Genomic DNA, 21,535 nt, shown 5'->3' on the forward strand with positions numbered 1-21,535 from the left:
AACGAACGCTTAGGAGAACTCGTAATGGTCAATAAATTAATTGTGGCGATCGCGCTGACCTTCTCCCTCAACTTTTTCCTTGGGCTTGAAAAATCTTCCACCACTCAATCCACTGTCCCACAGGCAGCCATGACGAGTGCCGAGGCAGAAAATAATTCCAATTCTTCCGCAGGAACCTTCTTTACAACAGACCGTCGTAAGAAATGGAATGTCTACTAGAGTAAAGTTCCGTTCATGAATCACTCACTTCGGCTATCCTGGTCATCGGTGGAACCTACATCTACCCAGGTGCCAGTGCAAGCAGACAAACTCTCTAACTACGATTTAATTCTGCAGTGTCAAGCCAATCATTCTCCTGATAAGGCTGCCTTTGCAGAACTCATGCGGCGATACCAATCTCATGTTGATCGGGTGCTATATCATTTGGCTCCTGATTGGCAAGATCGGTCAGACTTGGCGCAGGAAGTTTGGATTCGAGTGTATCGCAATGTTAAGCGATTGCAAGAACCGGATAAGTTTCGGGGCTGGCTGAGTCGCATTGCCACCAACTTGTTTTACGATGAGTTGCGCAAGCGCAAACGCCATGCTGCACCCCTATCCCTGGACGCACCGCGCTCAATGGAAGATGGGGAGATGAGTTGGGATGTTGCGTCGGAGGCTCCTGGACCAGAGGAAGATTTAACTTCCCAGGAGTTTTATGATCAGTTGCAAACCGCGATCGCGGACTTGCCAGAAGCGTTCCGCACAACCATTGTGCTACGCGAAATTCAAGGTCTGGCATACGAAGAAATCGCCGAAATTACGGGTGTCTCCCTCGGTACAGTCAAATCTAGAATTGCTAGGGCGCGTTTAAGACTGCAAACTCAACTGCAAGGCTATTTAGATGGCAACTAGCAAGTGCTTTAAGCAATTGCACTCATTTAAAAAACCTTAATCAGCAAGTGAATGTCAGCCTTTATTAAACTGAGCCTTTCACAATCTACCTCACGAAATTTGTTTTTCTAAGACAGATTCTCTATGCTTTAGTTGAGCATTGGGTGTACTCCTCACACATAAAGTAATGTTGCAATGACATTTAATTTTGACTCTCAAAACTCCGAGCAAATGCCTTCAGGGGCTGATGATTTCAATGTTCCAGCACGATCGCTTGATGCGGTACAGCGTGATCGATTTGAGATGCTGAGCGCTTACATGGATGGCGAAGTGACTGCGGATGAACGGCGCATGGTGGAAGAATGGTTAGCAAATGACCCAACCGTGCAGAAGCTTCATTTCCGGTTGCTTAAGCTGAGACAGACGTTTCAGGCCATGCCCGTTCCGACAGCCAATGAGAAAGCCGTTCAACAGACCGTTGATGCCGTTTTAGCCCGCGTAGACCGTCGTTCTCGCTTTTCTGCAATTTGGGGCGGCATTGCCCTCGCAGCCGTTGCAGTAGGAGCTGTTTCCACCAGTTTGATGGGCGATCGCTCGCCGTTCTTCCAAATGGCACAATCGTCACGAGATGGAGCACAAACGCAAACTGCTGTTAAGCCAGAACCCTTGTTGATTGCTTTGGATCAACCCTTGATTGCAATCTCTAAAACTCCTGTTGCTGCTCAGGCTGATGGCATATCGCCTTCCCCACTGCCGCAAAACTCAAATAGCGACGTTCGTTAATCACACCGTTGGTTAACTGCAATGCGTTTTTGTGCAGGCCAATTGATACGTCTCTACAATATTGTTCCTTTCCACCGACCCGCAGGCACCAAAATGCCACCCATCTGTAGTGTCTGCGTAGATGTCATCAGGTAAGCCCAGGCATCCCCCAGGGAAATACCGTCTGGGTTAAAAACTGCGATCGCCTGTCGTTGATATTGGTGAGCATCTAGGGACAGTGTAGGGCAATGGTATTGAAACACATCGGGATCATGTTGCTCAAATTCATCCAATTTCTGCAAGATGGTGGAGTCCGCAAACGATAGCACCACTCCATGCGCAATGCCATTGCCATTCGCAACCATTGCAGGATAACCAAAGGGAAGGTGATAAACGCTCCCTACAGCGATCGCAGGACAGGATTCTGTTACCCAGCGATCGCATATGAAGTAGTTTATTTCTCCAGGTTTGAGTGTTCCATACACAAAGACTTTGATCATGAGTAGAAAATAGAAGCGATTGAGCGTTACTCTTGACAGAGTTGATTTTTATGAGTTGCACAACACTGGCTTATGTTCGTGTTTCATTTGAAGCCCTGGCTGCAAAAAAATTATCTCAGTACCCCTTTTAACCACTCACTTGTTCCAACACCAAAACGAGTAACATCCTGGTTGCTCCTTGGAAGCGCGATCGCTTGCATTCCCAATTCCGCAGTTATGGCGATGCAAATTAAGGTCACCCCAGCTAATCCCAAACTAGGGGATACGCTGCGAATTGTTGCTCAATATGACGATGTCAGCATTAATGCAACCCCTCAAGTGTCTGTTGGCAAGCAGACCTATCAAGCGTTTTTGAGCGGTGCTAATCAATTTCGGGCATTGGTGCCCACCACTCCGCTTGATAAACCGGGCACTTTAACGATTCGGGCTACAGGCGGCGGCGAAACCGCTGAAGTTACCGTAAAACTTGCCAATCGCAAATTTCCTACCCAATCTATTCGGATTTCGGGCAGCGGCAGCGATGGCACTGATCAGGAGTTCGATCGCGTGGATGCCTTTAAAAAACTCGTGACTCCCGAAAAAATGTGGCAGGGTGCCTTTCGCCGTCCCAATCAAGGACCTATCACTTCTAGCTATGGCATCCGTCGTTACTACAATGGGGTTTTTGCCAAAGATTATTACCATCGTGGAATTGATTATGCAGGAGCTTCTGGTTCTCCAGTGGTAGCTCCTGCTCCTGGACGGGTATCTCTTGTGGGGCGAGTCAGTGAAGGATTCAAGCTTCACGGCAACACGGTCGGCATTGACCACGGACAAGGAGTCACCACTATTTATCTCCACCTCAGCCGAATCAATGTTAGAGAAGGAGATCTTGTGCGATCAGGGCAGGTGATTGGAGCCGTGGGCGCAACGGGTGGAGTAACAGGACCTCATTTACACTGGGGATTATATGTTAATGGCTTATCAGTCGATCCATCTCCATGGCGTGAGGTAGGATTTGAATAATTTGTTCTTTAAGGTTTTGATGAAAGTGGTCTACTAGACGCAATCTAGGGCAACATTATTCAAGACTACTAAAGCAGATCACTAAATTTAAGCCAGGGAAGAGGTGTGGAAGCTCTATGAGCATCGAAAAGATTGTCGAACAAGCTCTGCAAGACGGGTATCTGACCCCAGCAATGGAGGCAGAGGTGGGACGCATCTGTGATACTGCCTCGGAACTGTCGATTGAAGAATACATGGCGTTAGATCGCTTGATGGGAGCGCTTTTGACCGGGGAAGTGGTTGCTGTACCTCGGAAGCAGTTTATCAATGTGATGGAAGAACTGGTGCTAACAGAGGCGATCGCCCGTGTTGCCGAAATTGAAGCCACCAGCGATCGCACCTTAGATTTGGGAGATATAGCCGCTTACGGTTTGAACCGTCTACCGCCTCTGTATGCCACCACGGAAGAAGGCGCAAACTATCAACGGCAGCGGGCAAAAGAAGAACTGCAAGCCTTAATTGCTCAGCAAGTTGGAGAAGCGATCGCTCGTAATCTGGATCGTCCTGAATTCTTCCCAGAACGACAGGTGATTGGCAAAAGCTCTGGTGACGAAATACTGACTCAAGTTAGCGCCTTACTCCAAGCCTATGCCCCAGGCTATGAACAACCGACAGGACCTGCCAATTAGACTAGAAATAGAGGCTAGAAGTGGGAGTCAGGAGATAAATGAACCATGTATTCCCTAACTCTCAACTCCTAGCTTTCTACTGCTCAACAATCACTGGCGTTCCCTTAGCGATGTGTGCGTAGAGTTCTTTCACATCTTCGTTTCGCATCCGCAGACAGCCATGGGAAACAGCTTCACCAATTAGTTCTTCCTGGTTGGTTCCATGAAAGCCAATTTCACCTACTTCATTAGACAAAAATCCAATCCACGCAGCACCAAGAGGATTATTGTTTCCCGGTGGAACAGCTATTCCAGTAATAGGATGGACCCAGGTTGGATCTTGCTCCATCTCTAAAACTTGAAAAGTGCCCGTTGGAGTTTCCCAGCCTGGTTTAGCAACCGCGATCGCGTACTTATCCAATAATTGACTCCCTTGATAAACCTGAACGTGCCTTTTACTCAAGCTCACAACCACACGAGCATCCGTCTTTGCCGCAGTTTTGGGTTTTGACTCTAAAGGTGTAATTGTAGAATTGGCAGGAGATTGAGGATCGGGGTTGCTAAGCGGTTGAATAGACTGTTCTAAAACAACGAGCGACTGCTGCGATCGCTCCCTCATTTGCAGTGAAGCAATTTGAGAACTGTCAGTATTAAACCGTCCTGCTATCATTTGCCATTGAGCCAACGCCAACACTCCTGCTGTTCCTATGCAAAGGAGCATGATGCTGCGCGCGATCGAATCGTCTGTGCGTCTAACAGGCATACGTGTGGCAGGAGGATGGGGCAGGGATTAGGAGAGCAGATGCAGACAAGTAGCGTTTTGGACTTAAAACTTTCCTAGACCTCTTGGATCCAGAGTATCTCATCGCGCTAGTAGGCTCAATCATTCTTGAAAAAATAGTGGCAGAGGTTAGGGGATAGGGCATTTATACTACTGAATAAGCGATCGCGTTTTCTGTTTTGGATAGTCTATGGAAATTCTTTCGGTTACGCTAAACAATTTCAAATCCCATAGCGATCGCCACTTCACCTTTCAACCGGGCACCAATGCGATTTGTGGCGAAAATGGCGCAGGCAAAACTAGTATTTTGGAAGCGATCGCCTGGGTTCTGTTCGACTATTCTGGCGATTACAACAAAGATGACCTGATTCGCAACGGCACGGCGAGCGCCCAAGTGCGAGTCACCTTTGTTTCTACCCGCGATGGACGCACTTATGAAGTTCAACGCTGCACAACTAAAAGCTACACTCTTTACGATCCTCAACTAAATGAGCGCCTACCCTACAGTCGAATTAAAGAGGAAGTGCTGCCCTGGCTGCGGCAGCATTTAGGCGTTGCAGCCGGCACGGATTTGAGCCAGCTTTTTTCCAGCACGATTGGCGTTCCTCAGGGCACCTTTACCGCAGATTTTTTGCTGACCCGAGAGAAACGTAAGCCGATTTTCGACAAAATTCTCAAGGTTGAGGAATATCAGCAGACTTATAAACATCTCAATGATCTGGAAAAATATGCCAAAAACCAGGTAGAAATTTTGGAGCGAGAAATCGCTCATTATGACGAGGAGTTGCAGCAGTTAGAGGAGTTGCAACAAAGACGGTTAGAGCAACAGACCGCGATCTCCCAAGCGCAAGCCGAGTTATTGCAGGCAGAAGGGCGACTGACTGATTTGAAGCAAGAGCAGGAAGCGTTGGCAGCTTTGGCAACGCGATCGCATCAGTTGGAAACTCAGCTAGAGCAATTGGCAATCCAGCTACAGACCCAATCTTTGCAGCTTCAGCGATCGCACAATGACCTTGCTCAGGCAGAATCCGCCGTGGCGATCTGCACCGCGCAGCGAGAAGCGTACCAGGCTTTTTTGTCGGCGGAGTCAGCCCTACGCGATCTGGAGCAACAGCGCCAAGCCGAACAAGTCCTTCAAAAGGAGCGGCGACAACAAGAAGCTCAACGCAGCGATCGCCAAACTGCCCTTGCTAAAGTGACCGTACAGCTTGCCCGCCTATCGAATGCCCATCAGGAGATTCAACATCTAGAACCTCTGGCTCACCACCAAATTGAGCTAGAAAAAACACAACACCTGCTCAATCAGCAATTGCAAGTTTGCCTCAGTCATCGGCAAACCCTCCAGCAACAAGAGAAACGGCTGTTACAAACTCAAACTCGCCAAACCCAACTTGCCAAAGACATTACCCGCCTTCGAGAGTTGCAGCTATCTGTTGATGAAATTCCGATGTTGGAGCAACAGCAACAGCGCCTACAGCAACATCTGAGCCGAATTAGCGCCGCCAGCCAGTTTGAAGCCGATTTGCAGCAATTATTCACCCAGTCCCAGGAGGCTGGCGATCGCTTTATCACCCAGGTTCAACATGCTACCGTCGTGCTCAAAGACCTCCAGCAAACGGTTCCACTCTGGGCATCCTCTCTGGAAGAAATCTTAACCACGCTGCAAAGCGGCACTGTTTGCCAGCAGCAGTTTATAGCTGCCTTGAAAACTATCCTGAACGATCTGGCAGAACAAACTGCCGTCACGAAACTAGAACAGCAGTTGCAAACGATTCAAGCGTCCTTGCAATCGGCACGTCAGCACCAGGCGCAAGTTGCTAATCTGGAGCGGCTTTTAGCGGATCAAGCGGAACTCGGTCAGGAGCAAACGGATTTGCAAGCCAGTCTGGTTGAGCTACAAACGCACCTGGCCGCAGAACCTGAATTGCGCCAGCAGCAGGCAACCCTGGCCGCCGACTTAGAGACGCTTAATAATCCCAAGGGGCGGATTCAACTGCGGCAAGAAGAATTGCACCAGGCGGCAACCGTGCAGGCCGAAGCAACCACTCTTCGATCTGCCCTCAGCACTTTAGAAGCCGCGATCGCCCACATTAATACTCAACTCGCTGCCTTTGCCACCCTTTCAGACCAGGTTCAGACTCAACAATCCCTCAAGGATACTTATCGCGCTGCCTACGAGAGCTATATGGCGCAGCGAGAACTCGCAAACACGCGCAAACAGAGACAGCAGCAAGTTGAGGAGATCGCCGCTGCCCTGCAACAATTAGAGCAGACCACACTCAGCGCCACCGAAGAGCGCGATCGCCTCCAGCAAACGTTTGACCCTACCCACTTTCAAACCGTGCAAGCGGCCTATCAATCCGCAAATGATCAAAAAGTTGCCCTCGGTGCCCTACTGCCCGTTGAGCTAAAACTGTTGGCAGAACTGGAGCAGCAATTGAGCAAACTGGAAGCCGTAAGCCAAAAACGGGCGATCGCCCAAACCGCTTTAGACCAGAAAAAGAAAACTGAGCGCTTTATCAAATTCGCCCGGAAAGCTTACAAAGAAGCCGGACCCCGCATCACCGAACGCTACATCCACAGCATTTCTCGTGAAGCCGACAAACTGCTGCGAGAACTGCTCAACCGCCCCAATGTTAGCCTGCAATGGACACGGGATTATGAAATTGTGATCCAGGAAGGTGCGCATCCCCGCCGCTTTGTAAACCTGTCCGGTGGGGAACAAATGTGCGCTGCCCTCGCGGTTCGGCTAGCGCTGCTCAAAATTCTGGCAGACATTGATATCGCCTTTTTCGATGAACCCACCACCAACATGGATCGAATGCGCCGGGATCAACTCGCAGAAGCGATCGCCAACATCAAAACCTTCCGCCAACTATTTGTCATTAGCCACGACGACACCTTTGAAAAAGTCACCGAAAATATCATTTTGGTGGAGCGGGAATAAGTTTTCTACCACGGGCTGCCGACCATGGTGAATGGTGCCCAGTAATAGGGATGACTGAGGACGCGATCACGGGTGGTCAATGTGTCTTCTGGCAATAAAATCGGCGTTTCTTTTGCGCCGCGAATTTGATTCTCTTCGATAGATATTTGCCCTTTAATCATGGCAATTTGAGCTTGCCGGAGTGCTTCGGCTTTAATCGGTGCCGATTGCAACTCGCGATAAAACCGGGCAATCAGCGCGGTGGTTGCCACATCATTGACTGCCCATAGAGTTGCAACGGCAGTTTTCACGCCAGATTGCACCGCAATGCCGCCAAAACCGAGTTCGGCATCGCGATCGCCCAGCGCCGTTGCACAGGCACTCAGCACCAACAATTCCACAGGTGGATTATTCCAGCCCAGTTGACGCACCTGATCCAGCCGCAACCGCTCGTTCCAGAGCTGAATGTAGGAGTTGCCAATGCTGCCAGATTGAAAATTTGCGTGGGTGGCTAAATGAATAATTCCATAGGGTTGCTGCTGTCGAGCCAGTTTAAGGGTTTCGATAGTGGCAGTTTCATTTAAAAAGGAGCGTCCCGACCAAAGCTGATTGACTAAGGTCGAAACTTCTACTGGCACCGCTGGCAGCGGAAGTTGTCCATCCGTACTTTCGGAAATTCCCAGACCCAAAAGCTTAAAGTCTTGAATCTTCTGAAAGCGCGTATCCGTCAGGCTAAGGCTTGGCATTAAGCCAATGCTGTAGTTTTCTACCAAAAAATTTTGTCCATCGTGCAGTGCAGCAACCGGGAGCGATCGCAATCCGGCATCCATTAGAAACACCAAATTGGTAATTTTACGAAACTGGAGTTGCTCGATCATGGGAGCGACTAACCAGCCATAAAGCTGCTGCCCCATTTCTAAATAGCGCTTAGATCGAGTTTTGCGGGGATCAGATACTTCCAGCCGAAACGCCTGTGCTAAAACCAGTACCTTGTCACGGGTTGCCACTGGAATCCGTCGCCGTATCACATCGCCTTTTGCAGTCACCACCAAAATTTCAAGCTGATCGGTATCGCGATCGCGGTCGACCGCACTGCCCCCAATACCGCTTAAACCTGCCACATCTGACGCCTTCAAAGATTCCGGCACAAAGCTAATGTAGATAAAAGCAGGTTTTGCTCCCGTTTCGCGCTCAATCGTTTGGGCAATTTCCTTTTGCTGATCAATGGATTTCGTTGCCGTTTCAGGCAGACCCAAGTAAACCGAAAATGCATCTGTAAAACGCTGTTCAGGTGTGTTGCCCTCCAGCGCAAACTCAGGCACAGAAGGATTATCGAATTTGGGATCGAGTACTTGGCATGTCGTCAATACGCAGATATTGGGAACATCGATTGGGCGAACGCGATCGATTGGGCGAACGCGAACGTTTGAACGAACATCCAGCGCGATCGCCCGTGGCGCAGAGACCGAAATCACATCATCAACCGTCACCGAAAATGCATTGCTAAGCACCCCAACAAATCCGGCTGGCGGAGTATACTGCAACGTCGCATTCGGTAAAATAATTGCCCCTGGCACTGCGTTGACCCCATTAATTTGGAGGATAGCCCCTGGAGCAATCTCTGCCACCCGAATAGACAGGCTATCAGCATTCAGGTCGGCAGGAACCAAACCCAGAGATGCAACTGAAAAATTCGACGGTTGATCAACCGTTGTGGCAGGTAGAGGTGCGATCGGATTCAGCGTCGGCGTATCGTTGTTGAAGGTAATCTGAATTTTGCCGCTAGATGTTGTAAAAGGAGCCGGAGAAAAGCCAAAGGTTTGACCAGAAATCAGCGCATCTGCGGCACTTGGATCAATAGCATTGAGAGCAAATGCCGTGCCGTTGCCGCTAGTGGCAGTAACAGCACCATTCTGTACTGTGAAGGGTTGGTTAGTGGGCCCGCCATCGTGGGTAATACGAATCGCGCCGCTGGTTTCTCCCCCTGCCCCGCTGGTCACAATCGTATTGCCTGGTGAAGTGGCAACTTGCCCCGTTCCTCTCACCTGCCCCGTCGCAGAGATGATGACATCGCCTCCTCGTGATCCTACAGACGCAGCACCACGAGTATCGATACTTTGAAAGCTAATGTCACCCCCGGTACTGCCGGTGATCAAGGCAACGGTGTTACCCGAAACTGAACCATCCGATCCGGCAGCTACTGAAGATTGAATTGCGCGAACTGAAATAGATCCTGTAGTGCTACTAGCACTGATAGCCCCCCCTATTTGAGGCGCACTGATGCTATAGCCATTGCCAATTAGGTCACCTGCTGCAATGCTGCCCGTTGCCTGTAATGTAATATTTCCTCCCCGCCCTAGAGGGAATACAGCAGAAGTAGTATCAATGTTGCCTAAGGAAAGGCTTCTCCCAATAAACGTAATATCTCTGGCTGGGGCATCAATCGTGTCGTTGGGGTCTAGCATTCTAATGGCTCCCCCCGCCTGAAAAGTAATGCTTCCTGCACCCGCAGCAAAAGCTAGCGTGTTATCAACCAAATCATTAAGCGTTATGTCATTTGTGGCTTGCAAAATCACATTTGCGCCGCCCAGCAACCCTTCTAATGTAAGTTCTGAAATAGTGAAGGAATCAGTACCACCATCGTCCGCCAAAATTTGGTTGTCTGCTAGTTGGGCATCATCAGGTGCGCCACTACCGTTAACGATGGTGATATTTAGGGGATCGAGCAGTAGTGTGCCCATGTTGCCGTTTGCAGCAGAAGTATCTACTGAACCTCGATACTGCAATTTCTCCTTGCCCGATACTTCCACAAGGCCACCATTGCCGCTTGTCGCGCCACCACGAGCCGTAATCTTGCCACCAAACTGAGTGGATTGATCTGCCCAGACAATCACTCTGCCCCCATTACCCCGTTCTCCAGCATCGGCTTTGAGAGTGGAGTCAGCACTGATGTAGCTTTGGCTGGCAGTGGGTAAGGTGTTGCCGCCTTGATAGTCACCGCCAATACGAACGGTGCCGCCACTATTCAGTCCTGACGCATCAAGGTTGGCATTAACCAAGCCAACTTTGCTACCCACAACGGTAATAGAAGGACTGAGGGATTGGGAGCTAGGAGCTTGAGTATTCGTAACAGACACTTGACCACTGACAATCGCGGTTCCGATGGTGGTGGGAAGGGTGACACCAGAATTGGTCAATTGGACTGAACCATCCGGTTTAACGGTGAGTCCGGTGGCGTTGCTGAGGTTGCCGCCGGTGAGGAGTTGGGGCAGTGTGGGCGCAGGGGAGCTAAGGGGAGCGGAGGCCGCAAGCGGCTGAAATTCTAGATTGAGTAAACTCCCTGGCTGACTGAGGCGTACCAGATTTTCTCCGGGTACGGCGGCGATCGTGATAGTGCCATCTGGTGCAGAGAGGGTGCCCGTATTAACAACTGTGCCGCCTAGAAGTGTAATGCTTTGCCCCTGCCCCACTGCCAGATTTCCGGCGTTAATAATTGACCCAGGCGCGATCGCAGAAAACGCAAAGCTATTGGGATTGCCAATTAAGTTCGCGTAATCATTTACACCACTTGCTTGAAACACAACTCCATTGCCAAAACCGATCGCGTTGGCCGTGGTTGCAGTAAACGCAGCAGGCACATTGAGACTGGCATTCGTACCAAAAATAATGCCAGCCGGGTTGAGCAAAAATAGATTGGGTGTGCCACCGCTGACTTGAATCAGCCCGTTAATCACTGAAGGGTTATTGCCAACCACACGCCCCAAGATATTTCGCAGTTGAGGATTGGCAAGAAAGTTGGCAATCTGTCCTTGATTGAGTCCAAATTGCTCGAAGCTGTGAAACAAGTTGGCGCGATCGCCCGACAAAGTGCCGCCACCAATATCAAAACGGTTGCCAGCAGGGATAACAATCGTATTCGTGCCATCGGCAGCAGGAGCAATTTGCGCCTGAGCAACGGTGTCAATGCCTGCTATGGCTGGAAACACTGCTAGTAGTTGAGCCAGTTGAATCCAAGATTTTGAGAGGGAAGATTTGCGCCGTAGGGTAAAGCGTCCGGCAGACAGTTCCACCTCAAGTTCATGAGTTTGGGTCATCCTGCGCCGCCGCAATGCTTGTTGGATAACAACTCTACTGCGTAGAATTTGCTCTAGATTGAGTTGTTGAGAAGCGTTGCCAGTGTGGATACGATAGTAATAGAGCGGCTCTCGAACATGGCGAATTTGGGTGACTTCAGACAAGCGTAGGCAGAGGTCATAATCTTCCACAAAATCAAGGGAGCTATCAATGCCGCCGACTTGTTCATAAAGCGATCGCCGCAGCAAGCGAAAGTGAAAGGTCATAAACTCGACCAGCAGCCGATCTTTCGAGTAGGGTACACGACAGCGATGCCCCAGTTGCAGTAGTTGACCCTGCTCATTTACATCCATATAGTCGGTATAAACCATGCCAACATTGGAATCTGCGGCTAGAACAGCGATCGTTTTCTCCAGAGCACTGGGGGCCAACCAATCATCACTATCGACCCAGCCGAGATAGGTTCCCGTGGTATGCGCAACAGCAGCTTTTAGCGCTGCCACGCGTCCTCGATTTTCAGTTTTAACAACGCGCACTCGGCGATCTCGCTCAGCGTAAGCCTGCGCAAGTTCAAAAGAGCCATCTGTGGAGCCATCATCCCAAATTAATAGCTCAAAATCTCTGTAAGTCTGCTGCAAAACGCTAGCGATCGCGCTGTCTAAAAATGCTTCCCGGTTGTAGGTAGTAATAACAAGCGAAACATGAGGGTGCATACCGTTGCCTAACTGCTGTGAACGTTGTGACACCCTTGAAAACTGGATGGTCGTTTAGCCGGAAATCTTAATACCTATACATCTTATTGTTTCACGCCAATCGTGGTGCAGGTTCGGCTTAGGGGTTCTTGAGCAAAGGCTTCCAATCGCACCGATTTTAGCAGCGTGTTCCAACTACTGAGCAAAGCTGAATCCTTGGGTTGGATACAGCGTTCTTGTGCCAGAGTGGAGATTGCATCTTGCCAAATGCCAGAAGATGCGTAGATCGAAGCGCGATCGCGGACATCAAATGCCTTTTCCAACGCCATGCTCAGCGCCCCAGTGACTTTCACTCGCTGCACAATTCCTTCCACAAACGGATTCATGGACGGCTGGTCAGCGTCACAAATTAACGCAAACTGCCAGCGATAATCTTTTCCAGCCTCCATATCCTTTGTCACCGACTTAGGTACTGAGTGACTCATGACCTCTGATCCACCTTTCAACGGAATCACAGCGCTGTAGATATCTTTATCGCTGTCGTCTGTAATTCGTAGCTCCCCCATCTCAGCTTTCGTTTTAGGAATATACCAAAACAGCGTTGGGGTTGGAGAAGTGGTAGTGCTAAAACTATCCGTTGGAGATAAAGCTGTCAGTGATTTTTTGCTAGAAACACAACTGCCTGGACTACGGGTTCCTGCCCCTTCTCGTCGCCCAGGAATGCCACGCTTAGGAGGCGTGTACTGTTGGGCTAGGGCAACAAGGGGCGAAATCGCGATCGCCAGCCCCATCACCAATGCCATCGACGCTGTAATGGATTTTCTATCGACAATAGGGCGAACCATAGAGAATAGTCCTAAAAACACTCAGATAGGGATGAAAAGCTAGCTAGCTAAACACAGTTCAGTAATAAATTCAGCGATTCCTAATAAGATTCCTGACAGTCGGGACTATATAGAAGCACCCGAAGCACAGTATTACTGATTGAAATGACTATCCCTGCTCTATTATGTTCCACCCGTTCCTACAATCGACAGCGACCCTCTTGATTGCACTCACGTTGCTGCTGACGCTCAGCTAAAACCGTTGCCATAGAGCGACCAGTCAGGAAAAGTCGGCGATCTGCCCAAAAATCATACAAAGCGTCTGCCAACCAGCCAATGATAGGGAGTTTAGTGATGGCGTAAATCCGGCCCATCCCCAACACCTCATACACGCGACGAAACACCTCTACCTTCTGAACGACAGTGCCATCCGGCAAAACCGCATGAATGCGCCCCATTGCAGTTTCAAAATCCACGCCACCATTTGCTTCTGCGGTGTAATCATCGGCAGCAATATCCACAAATGCCACCAGTTCTCGACCCGCATCGCGTTTTTGCAAAAAATTCACTTCACGCATACACAATGGACATTCACCATCGTAAAGTAACTTGATTTTCCAGCTTGATGAGGCATCCGCAGCAGTTTGAGTGACTTTAGTTGTGTCATAAGAGGTCTTTGATGAAGCCATAGCGCGTTTCCAACCTAGTCCAAATGAGAAACAAAAAATTAACCATATTTCAATAGTTTAAGAAATATAAATGGCCTGCAACATTGTTTTGATAGCTTAATTCTAAAGAAAGCCTGTAATCCTCTTTTTGTTACGCTGAAATAGTAGTTCAGCCTGACTACAGCCACAAAATTCAACTCAGCCCCCCTCCCCCCTCTATGAACGATCGCTACTTAGATTTGATTGACCGCATTATTGCCGCCACGCTGAAAGGAGAGATTCGCTCTAAAGATCAGGTGTATGAGATGTTGCAGGCAGAGGTCAGCCCTGGCACGGGTGAGCTATTTGAGCGATGTTTGCAGGAACGAGTAGAAGAGGTTCAGGCACATTTAAAGTCTACTGACGAGTTGCTACAGGCTAAAGCAACTCGCAAACAGCGGGCGTTAAAGACGATTCAAGGCGAATGGGAACGCTGGCAAAAAAATAATCAAAGCAGTTCATCCTTAACCAAAGTGGTGCAGGCGATCGCAACCCAGCCTCCAGAAGAACGGTTGAGCCAGCTTTTGGATGCGATCGATCCAAATCAGGCTCAAGTGTTAACCCGTGAACAAATTGGACAACTTGCCGAACTGCTGCAACAAGCCGCAAATAAACCCGATGCCGCAAAGGAATTTACCAAAGAAATTGCAGATTTTGCCGCAGGACTGCATCAAGGGCTAAAAACCTGGCAAGAGTTGGAAGTGAATGTGGTGGGTTGGATTTTTGAACAAAATCAGGGTTCATTAGGGTTTGGCGGATCTGAACAGCTTGGTCCTTGGAGCAGTTGGGCAAAGTCAGTGCGATCGCCTGGGTTAAAGGCCCTATTTAATGATTTGGCACAGCAGCAAGCGGTCACAGCAGAGGGAGTTCCTTCACCTACCAGCGTTACAGATTGGGTGGAATGGGCGATCGCCTTGCAGCGGTTGCAATTAGGCTTGGTGGGCTGGTTTGATAAACAACCCTATGATGCCACTGCCGGAAAACGCCTGTCGATCGCCACTTTTCTTACTTTCACTGCTGTTTGGAGTCAGTTATCTCAGCGGTTTAGCCAACTGAATCAGCCGATATTGGCGCAGGGCTGTTTTCAAATGGCGCTGCAATCGCTGTATTACTTCGCTCAGCAGCCCTACTATCCGCTGTATGGAGGTCTGTTTGCGGCGCTGTCGGGCGAACCGCTGCAAACGACTCTGGATTATTTGGATCAGCCGTTGCGTCAGGTGCCCAATACTGCCAGTAAAGCCAGAATTCTAACCCTGTTGGGCTACTCGCAACGGGCGTTAGGGCAAGTTGAGCAAGCCTTAAAGCTGCACCAGCAGGCGTTGGAAATTGCGCGAGAAGCGGGCGATCGCTCTTGTGAAATTGCTAACTTGAACCATCTCAGCCGCGCTTGGGTGATGCAAAACGCGTATGCTAAGGCAATTGATACCAGTCAACGAGCGCTCATTTTGGCGCGGCAAACGGGCGATCGCCTGGGTGAAGCGAATGCCTTGACTAACTTGGGCAGTACGACAGTGGCACAAGGTCAGGCAGAAATTACTCTCGATGCCGATCAATACGAACAGGTTTTGGGGTATTTGCAGCGGGGATTACGACTATCTGAACAAGAAGGTGATGTGCCCAGTCAGGCGCTTTGCACCAATAGTTTAGGCATTGCTCAAGTGATGCTGGAACAATATCCAGAGGCGATCGCGTCCCTAGAAAAAGGACTTCGGATTGCCCAAGCGATCGGCGACTTATCCTTACAAGGCTTAAACTGCACCTACATGGCAGAAGCCCATCGCGGTTTAGGAAACTCTGAATTGGCAATTTACACCGGCTGTCTAGGTATGTATTTGCTGAATCAGATTGGCTCTCACCAATGGCGACAACCTGCCGGAATCCTTAGTATCCTTAACGGGCAAATGGGGGCTGAAGCCTTTCAGGCAGTCCTGACAAAATACCGTCCACAGTTTTTGCAAATCATTGGTGTAGATGGGTTTGACTATCTGCCGACCTTGTTGATTAACTATCGCTCCTCGTAAAAGCCTTTCAAAGAACTCCCCCATAGCTAAACGTGATCAGATTCAGGTGGCTAGGGTCAGCAATCAACTCTTTTGCCAACAAATATCCAGTCAGCGTCCAGGTTTGATACCTACGCGATTCTTTGCCAATCAACCGAGCATCGGGTGCATCGTAATATTCAGGCCACCGATCCTGTACCAAGCGGCGTTCAGCGACTGCGATCGCATGATGCGCCAACTCTGCCCGATCCATTTTGCGCGCTGCTGCCGTCAGCATCCACAGCAACACAGGCCAACTGCCGCCGTTGTGATAAGACCAAGGGCGATTTTTAGGATCAGCTCCCGTGACAATGTGCCAGTCTGCACCTTCCAGGGCTGGATAGCAGAGTTTCATCGGCATATGGCTGACCAAATCGCTCCAGCGCAGCTCAATTACGTTTAAAATTTTGTGAGACTGTTCTTCATCTGCCAAAGAGGAAATAATCGCCATCAAGTTACCGATCGCAAAAAAACGGCAGTCTAACTGAGACGGTCCCAAATTACCTGCCAGATAACCACCCGCTTCGGGCAGCCATTCTGCCAGTTTATAAAAAGGAATTGAATCGGAAAAAATATTGAACTGATTCAGCGCTCCTTCGCCATACTCTTCGACACGATAGCGATAAATTTCATTCAAGCGCTCCGTATCGAGCCAATAGTTTTCACGGAGTTGGGTTGTTAGGGGTTCTAGTCGCGCTTGCACCGCCTGAATAATCCGCTGGTTGGATTGAGTCGGTAGCAGTAGTTCTAAACTGGCTCGAAGCGATGCATAGAACAGAGATTGAATATCTAAGGGATGCCCATATAGACCCATGCGGCGATCGATCATACTGGCAGCATCGGGCACCAACACCATTGGGTACATGTCAAATCGAGTGACGAGGCAAAGCTCCAAGATGACGCAAATGCCTTCTTGAAAATCCGATCGATGAACGAGTTCCATATCTTCGGTGGCGATCGCGTAGGCTCGCAGCAAGAAGATCCACCATAGGCAAGCATCGGCTGGGGCAACCCGCCCAATAGCGTGATCGCCAAAGTCTGCCCGCACATATTCGCGTCCGTTGATTAACTCAACCTTAAAGCTGGCAGGCATCAAACCTCGACTGGGCTTGGAACAATCTAACTGTCCAGTTTTTGGCTGTAGCTTGAGAGTTTCTTCTAAAAAGTTGCGAACAATTTCTGGTTTGCCTTTGATCAAAAACAGCAATCCTGCCGAAACAAAATCTCGAATGAAGCACTGATCGTAGTTCAATGCATCCGAATCGGGATCGAGGGCGGCAACAGTACCAACAGGTTTACCTTGATAGTAAATAATCGTTTTTTCAAGCGCTTCCCACGCCTGTTCTTCAATCGTTTGAACGCCCAATCCCTAACCCTCATGTTTGTGACAACTACAGTTTCATCTAAATTAAGCATCATGGTCAGGCGATCGCGCACCAACACCTCTGTCAGATCAACAGATCAAATCAGTCCGAAGCTATACCAATAGTCCTCTGTTCCTATCTATCGCTTTGTAGCAGAAAAAACAGGAATATTTCTACACTCGTTTTGGTGCTCTCATTACTGAGACAATGACTCTTGATGCTTAGACTAGGAGTGTTTACTTCAACTTCCCTCGAATTGAGGCAGCAGGTAAACTTAGTTGCGGAAGCAGGTCATAAATTCAAGCCATAAAAATAATCGTGCCGTAGACCTAATTTTCTAGAAACTTTCTATGACACGAATATTTGTGCTCAACACAGCAAAAAAGTACTTATATTTTCACATCCAGAGCTTTTTCGATAGCTTTCAGCATCTCCGATTCGTCTCGACTGATTCGTTCACCACCAATACCAAATAAACCGCCTTCTTTCACAGCTTCAGCAATTTGGCGCGCCATGGAGAGAATCCAATCTTTGAACTCTCGTGCCTGCACCGCAGTCACTTTGTTGCCCAAAATTAAACCCACCTGTTTGAAGTGATCCAAGGTGGTCTTCCGTCCTTCAGAGGCGTTCTTTAGATTTTGAAGTATGCCCAGCAATTCAAACTGTTTTTTTAGCAAAAGCTGCTCTCCTTGTAAGGAATCTTTTGCATCAATTTCTTTCATTGATGCGGTCAGCGATTTTGCTAAATCACTCGTTAAATCAGGGCGATTCTGCTCATTTGCAACAATTTGAATGGCTGCCTGTGTTTCTTGAAGAAAGGAAACTGGGTCAGTTTTATCGGCAAGTGTCATTGCCATGATGACCATATTGGGGGTTTGCAGCAGAGTTGCCCACTCATCTTCTGAAAAATATTGTTGACTCATGGTGGAATACCTTCTCTAAAGGAAGCTTGCAATTTTGACCAATCATACTTTTTATCCTTGGCTAGAAACGGGTTAATTGCCTCTATGCAAGGATGTAATTTGACAAAATTGAACGATCACCACAGATAGTCTGTAATGATCGTCGGTGAAATAGCTTAGTTCCACAATGTATTCGCGATCGCTTCTGGCAATCGATACTTGCTCGTCGTTATCTAATTCGCTGCAAGGATACTGGTACGTAGAGATGTGAAATTGACCAATTTCCGAGCTTTCTGGCCTTAAGGATCATAATCTCAGCATAGTCCCAGCCATCACCTGCTCGATGGTTGTGCAACTCCAAGCTTTTGTATTACTGCCCTCCGGGATCATCCACCAAAGCAATCGAAAGAGATAACCGATACTCTACCGACCCTGATAGTTATTTTTGATCCACAGACGCAGTTCGGCTTCAGAATCAGCATAAACACAGCTACCGCTTTGTGGATCGAAGGCATACCACCACTGATCGTTCGCACCATCTACAAACTGGGAGACTTGCAGTTCATTTTTGTTAAACAGCATTCTGTTTAACCAGTTTTGAAGGGTATTTAGCCAAAGCGATCGCGGCTCAAGCTGATGAACTTCTTGTTCTATTTGCTTTTTTTCTTGCTCCAACAGTTGAACAAGGCGAAAATCATTTGCGCTTTCAGCTCTTTGCAGACGTTCAGCAAGCGAGGTCATGATGTTATCCCGATGCTTGGAAAGAAGGGAATCATCGTGGACGTAAAGAGTATTAGTCATGGAAGTTCTACAGAAAAATGGGCAACAGAGAAGTCTTTTCCTTCTCTTCACACTAATTATATAATTATTTTCTGTATCGAGAGCTACGAAATACATCTTCTCTTAACAAATCTGAGCCGTTCTGCAACCTCGTGATGTAGGTCACACTCTCCGGTGAGCTAAATTACGTCATGGCTAGAGCAAAATCACCGTTCAGTGACCCTTTGCATCACCAGGCTATCGATTAAAACACTCGATACTACAGACATCCAACGCCCCTAACAAATTTCTTGCCATGATGTCAGCCTGTAATTGCCCCACTGCATCGACCCAAACATCTGTTGCATTCCGTGCCGAAACAATCCTCGTTAGCACCTTGTTCACGATCGCCTTGGGAATAACGGCTGCAACACTGCCAGCCCAAAGTTCTGAGATGAAAGATTCTGAGGTGAAGGTTCAACCTGCTAAATCCGTTCAGGTCGCTCAATCTCCTTCGTTGCCGAATGGAACCTACTTGTATGGTCAAGCTGCCAAAGCCGAACAGATTGGCAGGACTTATCTTGTTTTGCAGGTGCGCGATCGCTCGGTGACGGGAGCCATTTATGAGCCTGCGTCTTCCTTTGATTGCGTTCAAGGCACTTTACAGGCAAACCGACTGGCACTGACGGTCACTAACAGTTACGAGCAAACTCAGTCGCCTTACGGCATTGCCCTGCAAACTAATTCACGAGTGGCAAGTGCTGCAAACCCCACTTTAGTAGCGGTTAAGCTAGCAGGTTACCATCGCATTCAAACAGTCAGTGATAACGATCGCAGGCTTTTGTCAACCTGTGAAGCAAAACTTGCTGCAATTTAGTTATTCAATGCTGACTCCGCGAATCGTTTGCGATCGCTCCCTGCCTGCCACAGGTGCCTCTTGAATCTTACGATCTTGAATTCGGTGAGTTTGAAAATGGCGCTGCCACTCACTCGGCGCATCTAAGGTTTCGCCGCCGTGTTTAGTCAACCGCTGGCGCACTTTGCATAAGACAGGGGTGTTGACGCAAGCGCCAGAGATAATCACCTGTCCCTTGGTCAGAGATGGCAACTCTTTCAACAAATCTCGTCCGGCTGCTTCCACGCCAAACTTAAGACTTTCTTGATCCACTGGATTGACAATTCGCATGATGAACTGGCTCATACATTGCGACAGCACATCGGAGTCGATTTTGCCTGGTCTTTGCGTAATCAAACCCATGCCCAACCCAAACTTGCGCCCTTCGCTGAGGATGGTTCGCAGCACAGCTTTGCAGCGAGATGGCTCGTGGGCGGGGGCAAAGCGATGCGCTTCCTCCACAATGATGAAAACCGGATAGGGAAGATAGTTTTCGTCTTCGGGGGTAATCAGTTCTTTTTGAGTATTCATCCGGGCTTGATTGGCTTGTCGCAGTACCGCCGCACAAATCACCTGCTGTTCTTCCTGGCTGATTTCGTTCATTTGCAACACGGTTGCCTGACCTGGCTCAAACAAATCTTTGGGGGCAAGGTGCTGAAACGGGTGAAAGTAGGGCGATCGCGCTAGTCGTTCTAGCTTCCACTCCAGTGCTGGAGCCGAGGAACCGGGCTTTTCGTTGCCTTCATCGTCTACCTGTGTATCTGCTTCGTATACTGCTGCAATTAAATCCTGGACATCCCAGCGATAGTCGCCCTTGCGATGCTTTTTGACGATCGCGTAGGCTTTGTTGAGAATGGACTGCTGGCGATCGCTCATCTCCGGCAGCAGAGTCAGGATATCGGCATAATCCAGCGACGATGTGCGAATCCGAATGTCGTCTGGAGTCAGCACCTTTACCTTGGGCGAGTAGCCATCATCTCCTTGAAAGGCTGGATGTCCTTGCATTTCAGACAAGGTGCTGTATTCTCCATGAGGATCAAAAATTAGTACAGCTGCTCGGTTGTGGGGTAATAGCAACTCTTCAATCAACACGCCAGCAGTGTAAGATTTGCCGGAACCCGTGCCTGCAAGGATGGTCATGTGAGTACTGACCAGTTCCTTTACATCCAGCGAGATCGGCACCGCTCCCACTTCTCGCAACAGCAAGCCACCGATAAACGCTGAGCCGATCGCGCCCGGTTGCCGTTTATTGAGTATCCGTTGCAGCATGGCATCATCGGCTAAATAAACCTTTGCACCCGGATTCGGTGTGCGGCGTGGATTCATAAAACCCAGGCGATCGTCAAAATAGCCGATCACATCTACAGTCACTTCGTAAATTTCAGGATTAGTGTCGGTGAAGCCAATCAGCGCTGCCACTGCCTCAGGGCTAACTTCCGTATCAGCAAAGATGCGATCGGGTAGGTGGTCAATCAATCTGCGTGCCGACAGCTTGCCCAAAATCTGCCGCATTTCGCCGCCTGTTTCGGTTTCCTGCACTTCGTAGTAAACAAACTCGCCGATTTTCACATAGCGGTTATCTGCTGTGATGAATACATACTGGTTGCCGTTTTCGCCAGGACCTTTAACAGTGCCGATCACAACGGCAACAGTGGAAAATGAATTCAGTGGGGAGCTAGGAAGTTCCATAAATAGCGAGCTTTCTGGGCGCAGCGTCTTTCCTATTGGTTATAGCCGAAAGTGATGAGGAATCGAGCAATTGTACTAGAAGAATATCCATAATAT

17 protein-coding genes are annotated in these 21,535 nt (G+C 48.9%); 8 read left to right on the top strand and 9 right to left on the bottom strand.

Annotated features, from left to right (window positions below):
- The first annotated feature begins 24 nt into the window (after positions 1–24).
- The 3 genes from JOY44_RS08040 (at position 25) to JOY44_RS08050 (ending at position 1,656) form a co-directional block, all read left to right on the top strand.
- Entirely contained in the window at positions 25–219 is a 195-nt protein-coding gene (locus JOY44_RS08040) for a hypothetical protein (RefSeq protein ID WP_171573094.1), read from the top strand.
- Positions 220–234: 15 nt separating this feature from the next.
- Positions 235–894, top strand: coding sequence for a sigma-70 family RNA polymerase sigma factor (locus JOY44_RS08045; RefSeq protein WP_171573095.1), 660 nt, complete (start codon positions 235–237; stop codon positions 892–894).
- A gap of 174 nt (positions 895–1,068) precedes the next feature.
- On the top strand, positions 1,069–1,656 hold the full coding sequence (locus JOY44_RS08050; RefSeq protein WP_197985059.1) for an anti-sigma factor family protein: 588 nt from the start codon (positions 1,069–1,071) through the stop codon (positions 1,654–1,656).
- A 53-nt stretch (positions 1,657–1,709) separates the two neighbouring features.
- On the opposite strand, the gene JOY44_RS08055 is transcribed toward JOY44_RS08050, so the two are convergent.
- Positions 1,710–2,135, bottom strand: a complete 426-nt coding sequence (locus JOY44_RS08055; protein ID WP_197985060.1) for a gamma-glutamylcyclotransferase — start codon at positions 2,133–2,135, stop codon at positions 1,710–1,712.
- Between the two features lie 216 nt (positions 2,136–2,351).
- On the opposite strand from JOY44_RS08055, the gene JOY44_RS08060 reads away from it, so the two are divergent.
- The gene (locus JOY44_RS08060) at positions 2,352–3,140 is read left to right on the top strand and encodes a M23 family metallopeptidase (protein ID WP_245404907.1); all 789 of its coding nucleotides are present in this window, start codon (positions 2,352–2,354) and stop codon (positions 3,138–3,140) included.
- 116 nt (positions 3,141–3,256) lie between these two features.
- Positions 3,257–3,808 carry a late competence development ComFB family protein gene (locus tag JOY44_RS08065; protein ID WP_171573097.1) on the top strand — a complete coding sequence of 184 codons (552 nt, stop codon included), beginning with the start codon at positions 3,257–3,259 and terminating at the stop codon, positions 3,806–3,808.
- Positions 3,809–3,884: 76 nt separating this feature from the next.
- On the opposite strand, the gene JOY44_RS08070 is transcribed toward JOY44_RS08065, so the two are convergent.
- Positions 3,885–4,550 (bottom strand): L,D-transpeptidase, encoded by a 666-nt coding sequence (locus tag JOY44_RS08070; protein WP_171573098.1) that lies wholly within the window; start codon positions 4,548–4,550, stop codon positions 3,885–3,887.
- 208 nt (positions 4,551–4,758) lie between these two features.
- On the opposite strand from JOY44_RS08070, the gene JOY44_RS08075 reads away from it, so the two are divergent.
- Positions 4,759–7,515, top strand: a complete 2,757-nt coding sequence (locus tag JOY44_RS08075; RefSeq protein ID WP_171573099.1) for an AAA family ATPase — start codon at positions 4,759–4,761, stop codon at positions 7,513–7,515.
- A 5-nt stretch (positions 7,516–7,520) separates the two neighbouring features.
- Here JOY44_RS08075 and JOY44_RS08080 read toward each other — a convergent pair whose 3' ends face one another.
- The 3 genes from JOY44_RS08080 to JOY44_RS08090 form a co-directional block, all read right to left on the bottom strand.
- A complete protein-coding gene (locus JOY44_RS08080; protein WP_197985061.1) occupies positions 7,521–12,314 on the bottom strand; it encodes a CHAT domain-containing protein in 4,794 nt (1,597 codons plus the stop codon).
- Between the two features lie 50 nt (positions 12,315–12,364).
- Positions 12,365–13,105, bottom strand: coding sequence for a DUF928 domain-containing protein (locus JOY44_RS08085; RefSeq protein WP_171573100.1), 741 nt, complete (start codon positions 13,103–13,105; stop codon positions 12,365–12,367).
- A 179-nt stretch (positions 13,106–13,284) separates the two neighbouring features.
- Positions 13,285–13,773: a thiol-disulfide oxidoreductase DCC family protein gene (locus JOY44_RS08090; protein WP_171573101.1), complete on the bottom strand. Its 489-nt coding sequence runs from the start codon at positions 13,771–13,773 to the stop codon at positions 13,285–13,287.
- A gap of 197 nt (positions 13,774–13,970) precedes the next feature.
- Between JOY44_RS08090 and JOY44_RS08095 the strand changes: the two genes are divergently transcribed.
- A complete protein-coding gene (locus JOY44_RS08095) occupies positions 13,971–15,812 on the top strand; it encodes a tetratricopeptide repeat protein (RefSeq protein ID WP_171573102.1) in 1,842 nt (613 codons plus the stop codon).
- Between the two features lie 7 nt (positions 15,813–15,819).
- Here JOY44_RS08095 and JOY44_RS08100 read toward each other — a convergent pair whose 3' ends face one another.
- From JOY44_RS08100 to JOY44_RS08110, 3 genes are all read right to left on the bottom strand, one after another.
- Positions 15,820–17,196, bottom strand: coding sequence for a glycoside hydrolase 100 family protein (locus JOY44_RS08100; RefSeq protein WP_171573103.1), 1,377 nt, complete (start codon positions 17,194–17,196; stop codon positions 15,820–15,822).
- A 387-nt stretch (positions 17,197–17,583) separates the two neighbouring features.
- Positions 17,584–18,117 (bottom strand): hypothetical protein, encoded by a 534-nt coding sequence (locus JOY44_RS08105; RefSeq protein WP_171573104.1) that lies wholly within the window; start codon positions 18,115–18,117, stop codon positions 17,584–17,586.
- 402 nt (positions 18,118–18,519) lie between these two features.
- Positions 18,520–18,837 carry a hypothetical protein gene (locus JOY44_RS08110; protein WP_203031953.1) on the bottom strand — a complete coding sequence of 106 codons (318 nt, stop codon included), beginning with the start codon at positions 18,835–18,837 and terminating at the stop codon, positions 18,520–18,522.
- 334 nt (positions 18,838–19,171) lie between these two features.
- Here JOY44_RS08110 and JOY44_RS08115 point away from each other — a divergent pair, with 334 nt between their 5' ends.
- The gene (locus JOY44_RS08115) at positions 19,172–19,732 is read left to right on the top strand and encodes a hypothetical protein (protein WP_171573106.1); all 561 of its coding nucleotides are present in this window, start codon (positions 19,172–19,174) and stop codon (positions 19,730–19,732) included.
- Here the strand turns inward: JOY44_RS08115 and JOY44_RS08120 are convergent, their stop codons facing one another.
- A complete protein-coding gene (locus tag JOY44_RS08120) occupies positions 19,733–21,439 on the bottom strand; it encodes an ATP-binding protein (protein ID WP_171573107.1) in 1,707 nt (568 codons plus the stop codon).
- Positions 21,440–21,535: the final 96 nt, after the last annotated feature.

This window comes from Leptolyngbya sp. Cla-17, from assembly GCF_016807185.1.
Taxonomy (GTDB): domain Bacteria; phylum Cyanobacteriota; class Cyanobacteriia; order Leptolyngbyales; family Leptolyngbyaceae; genus ULC077BIN1.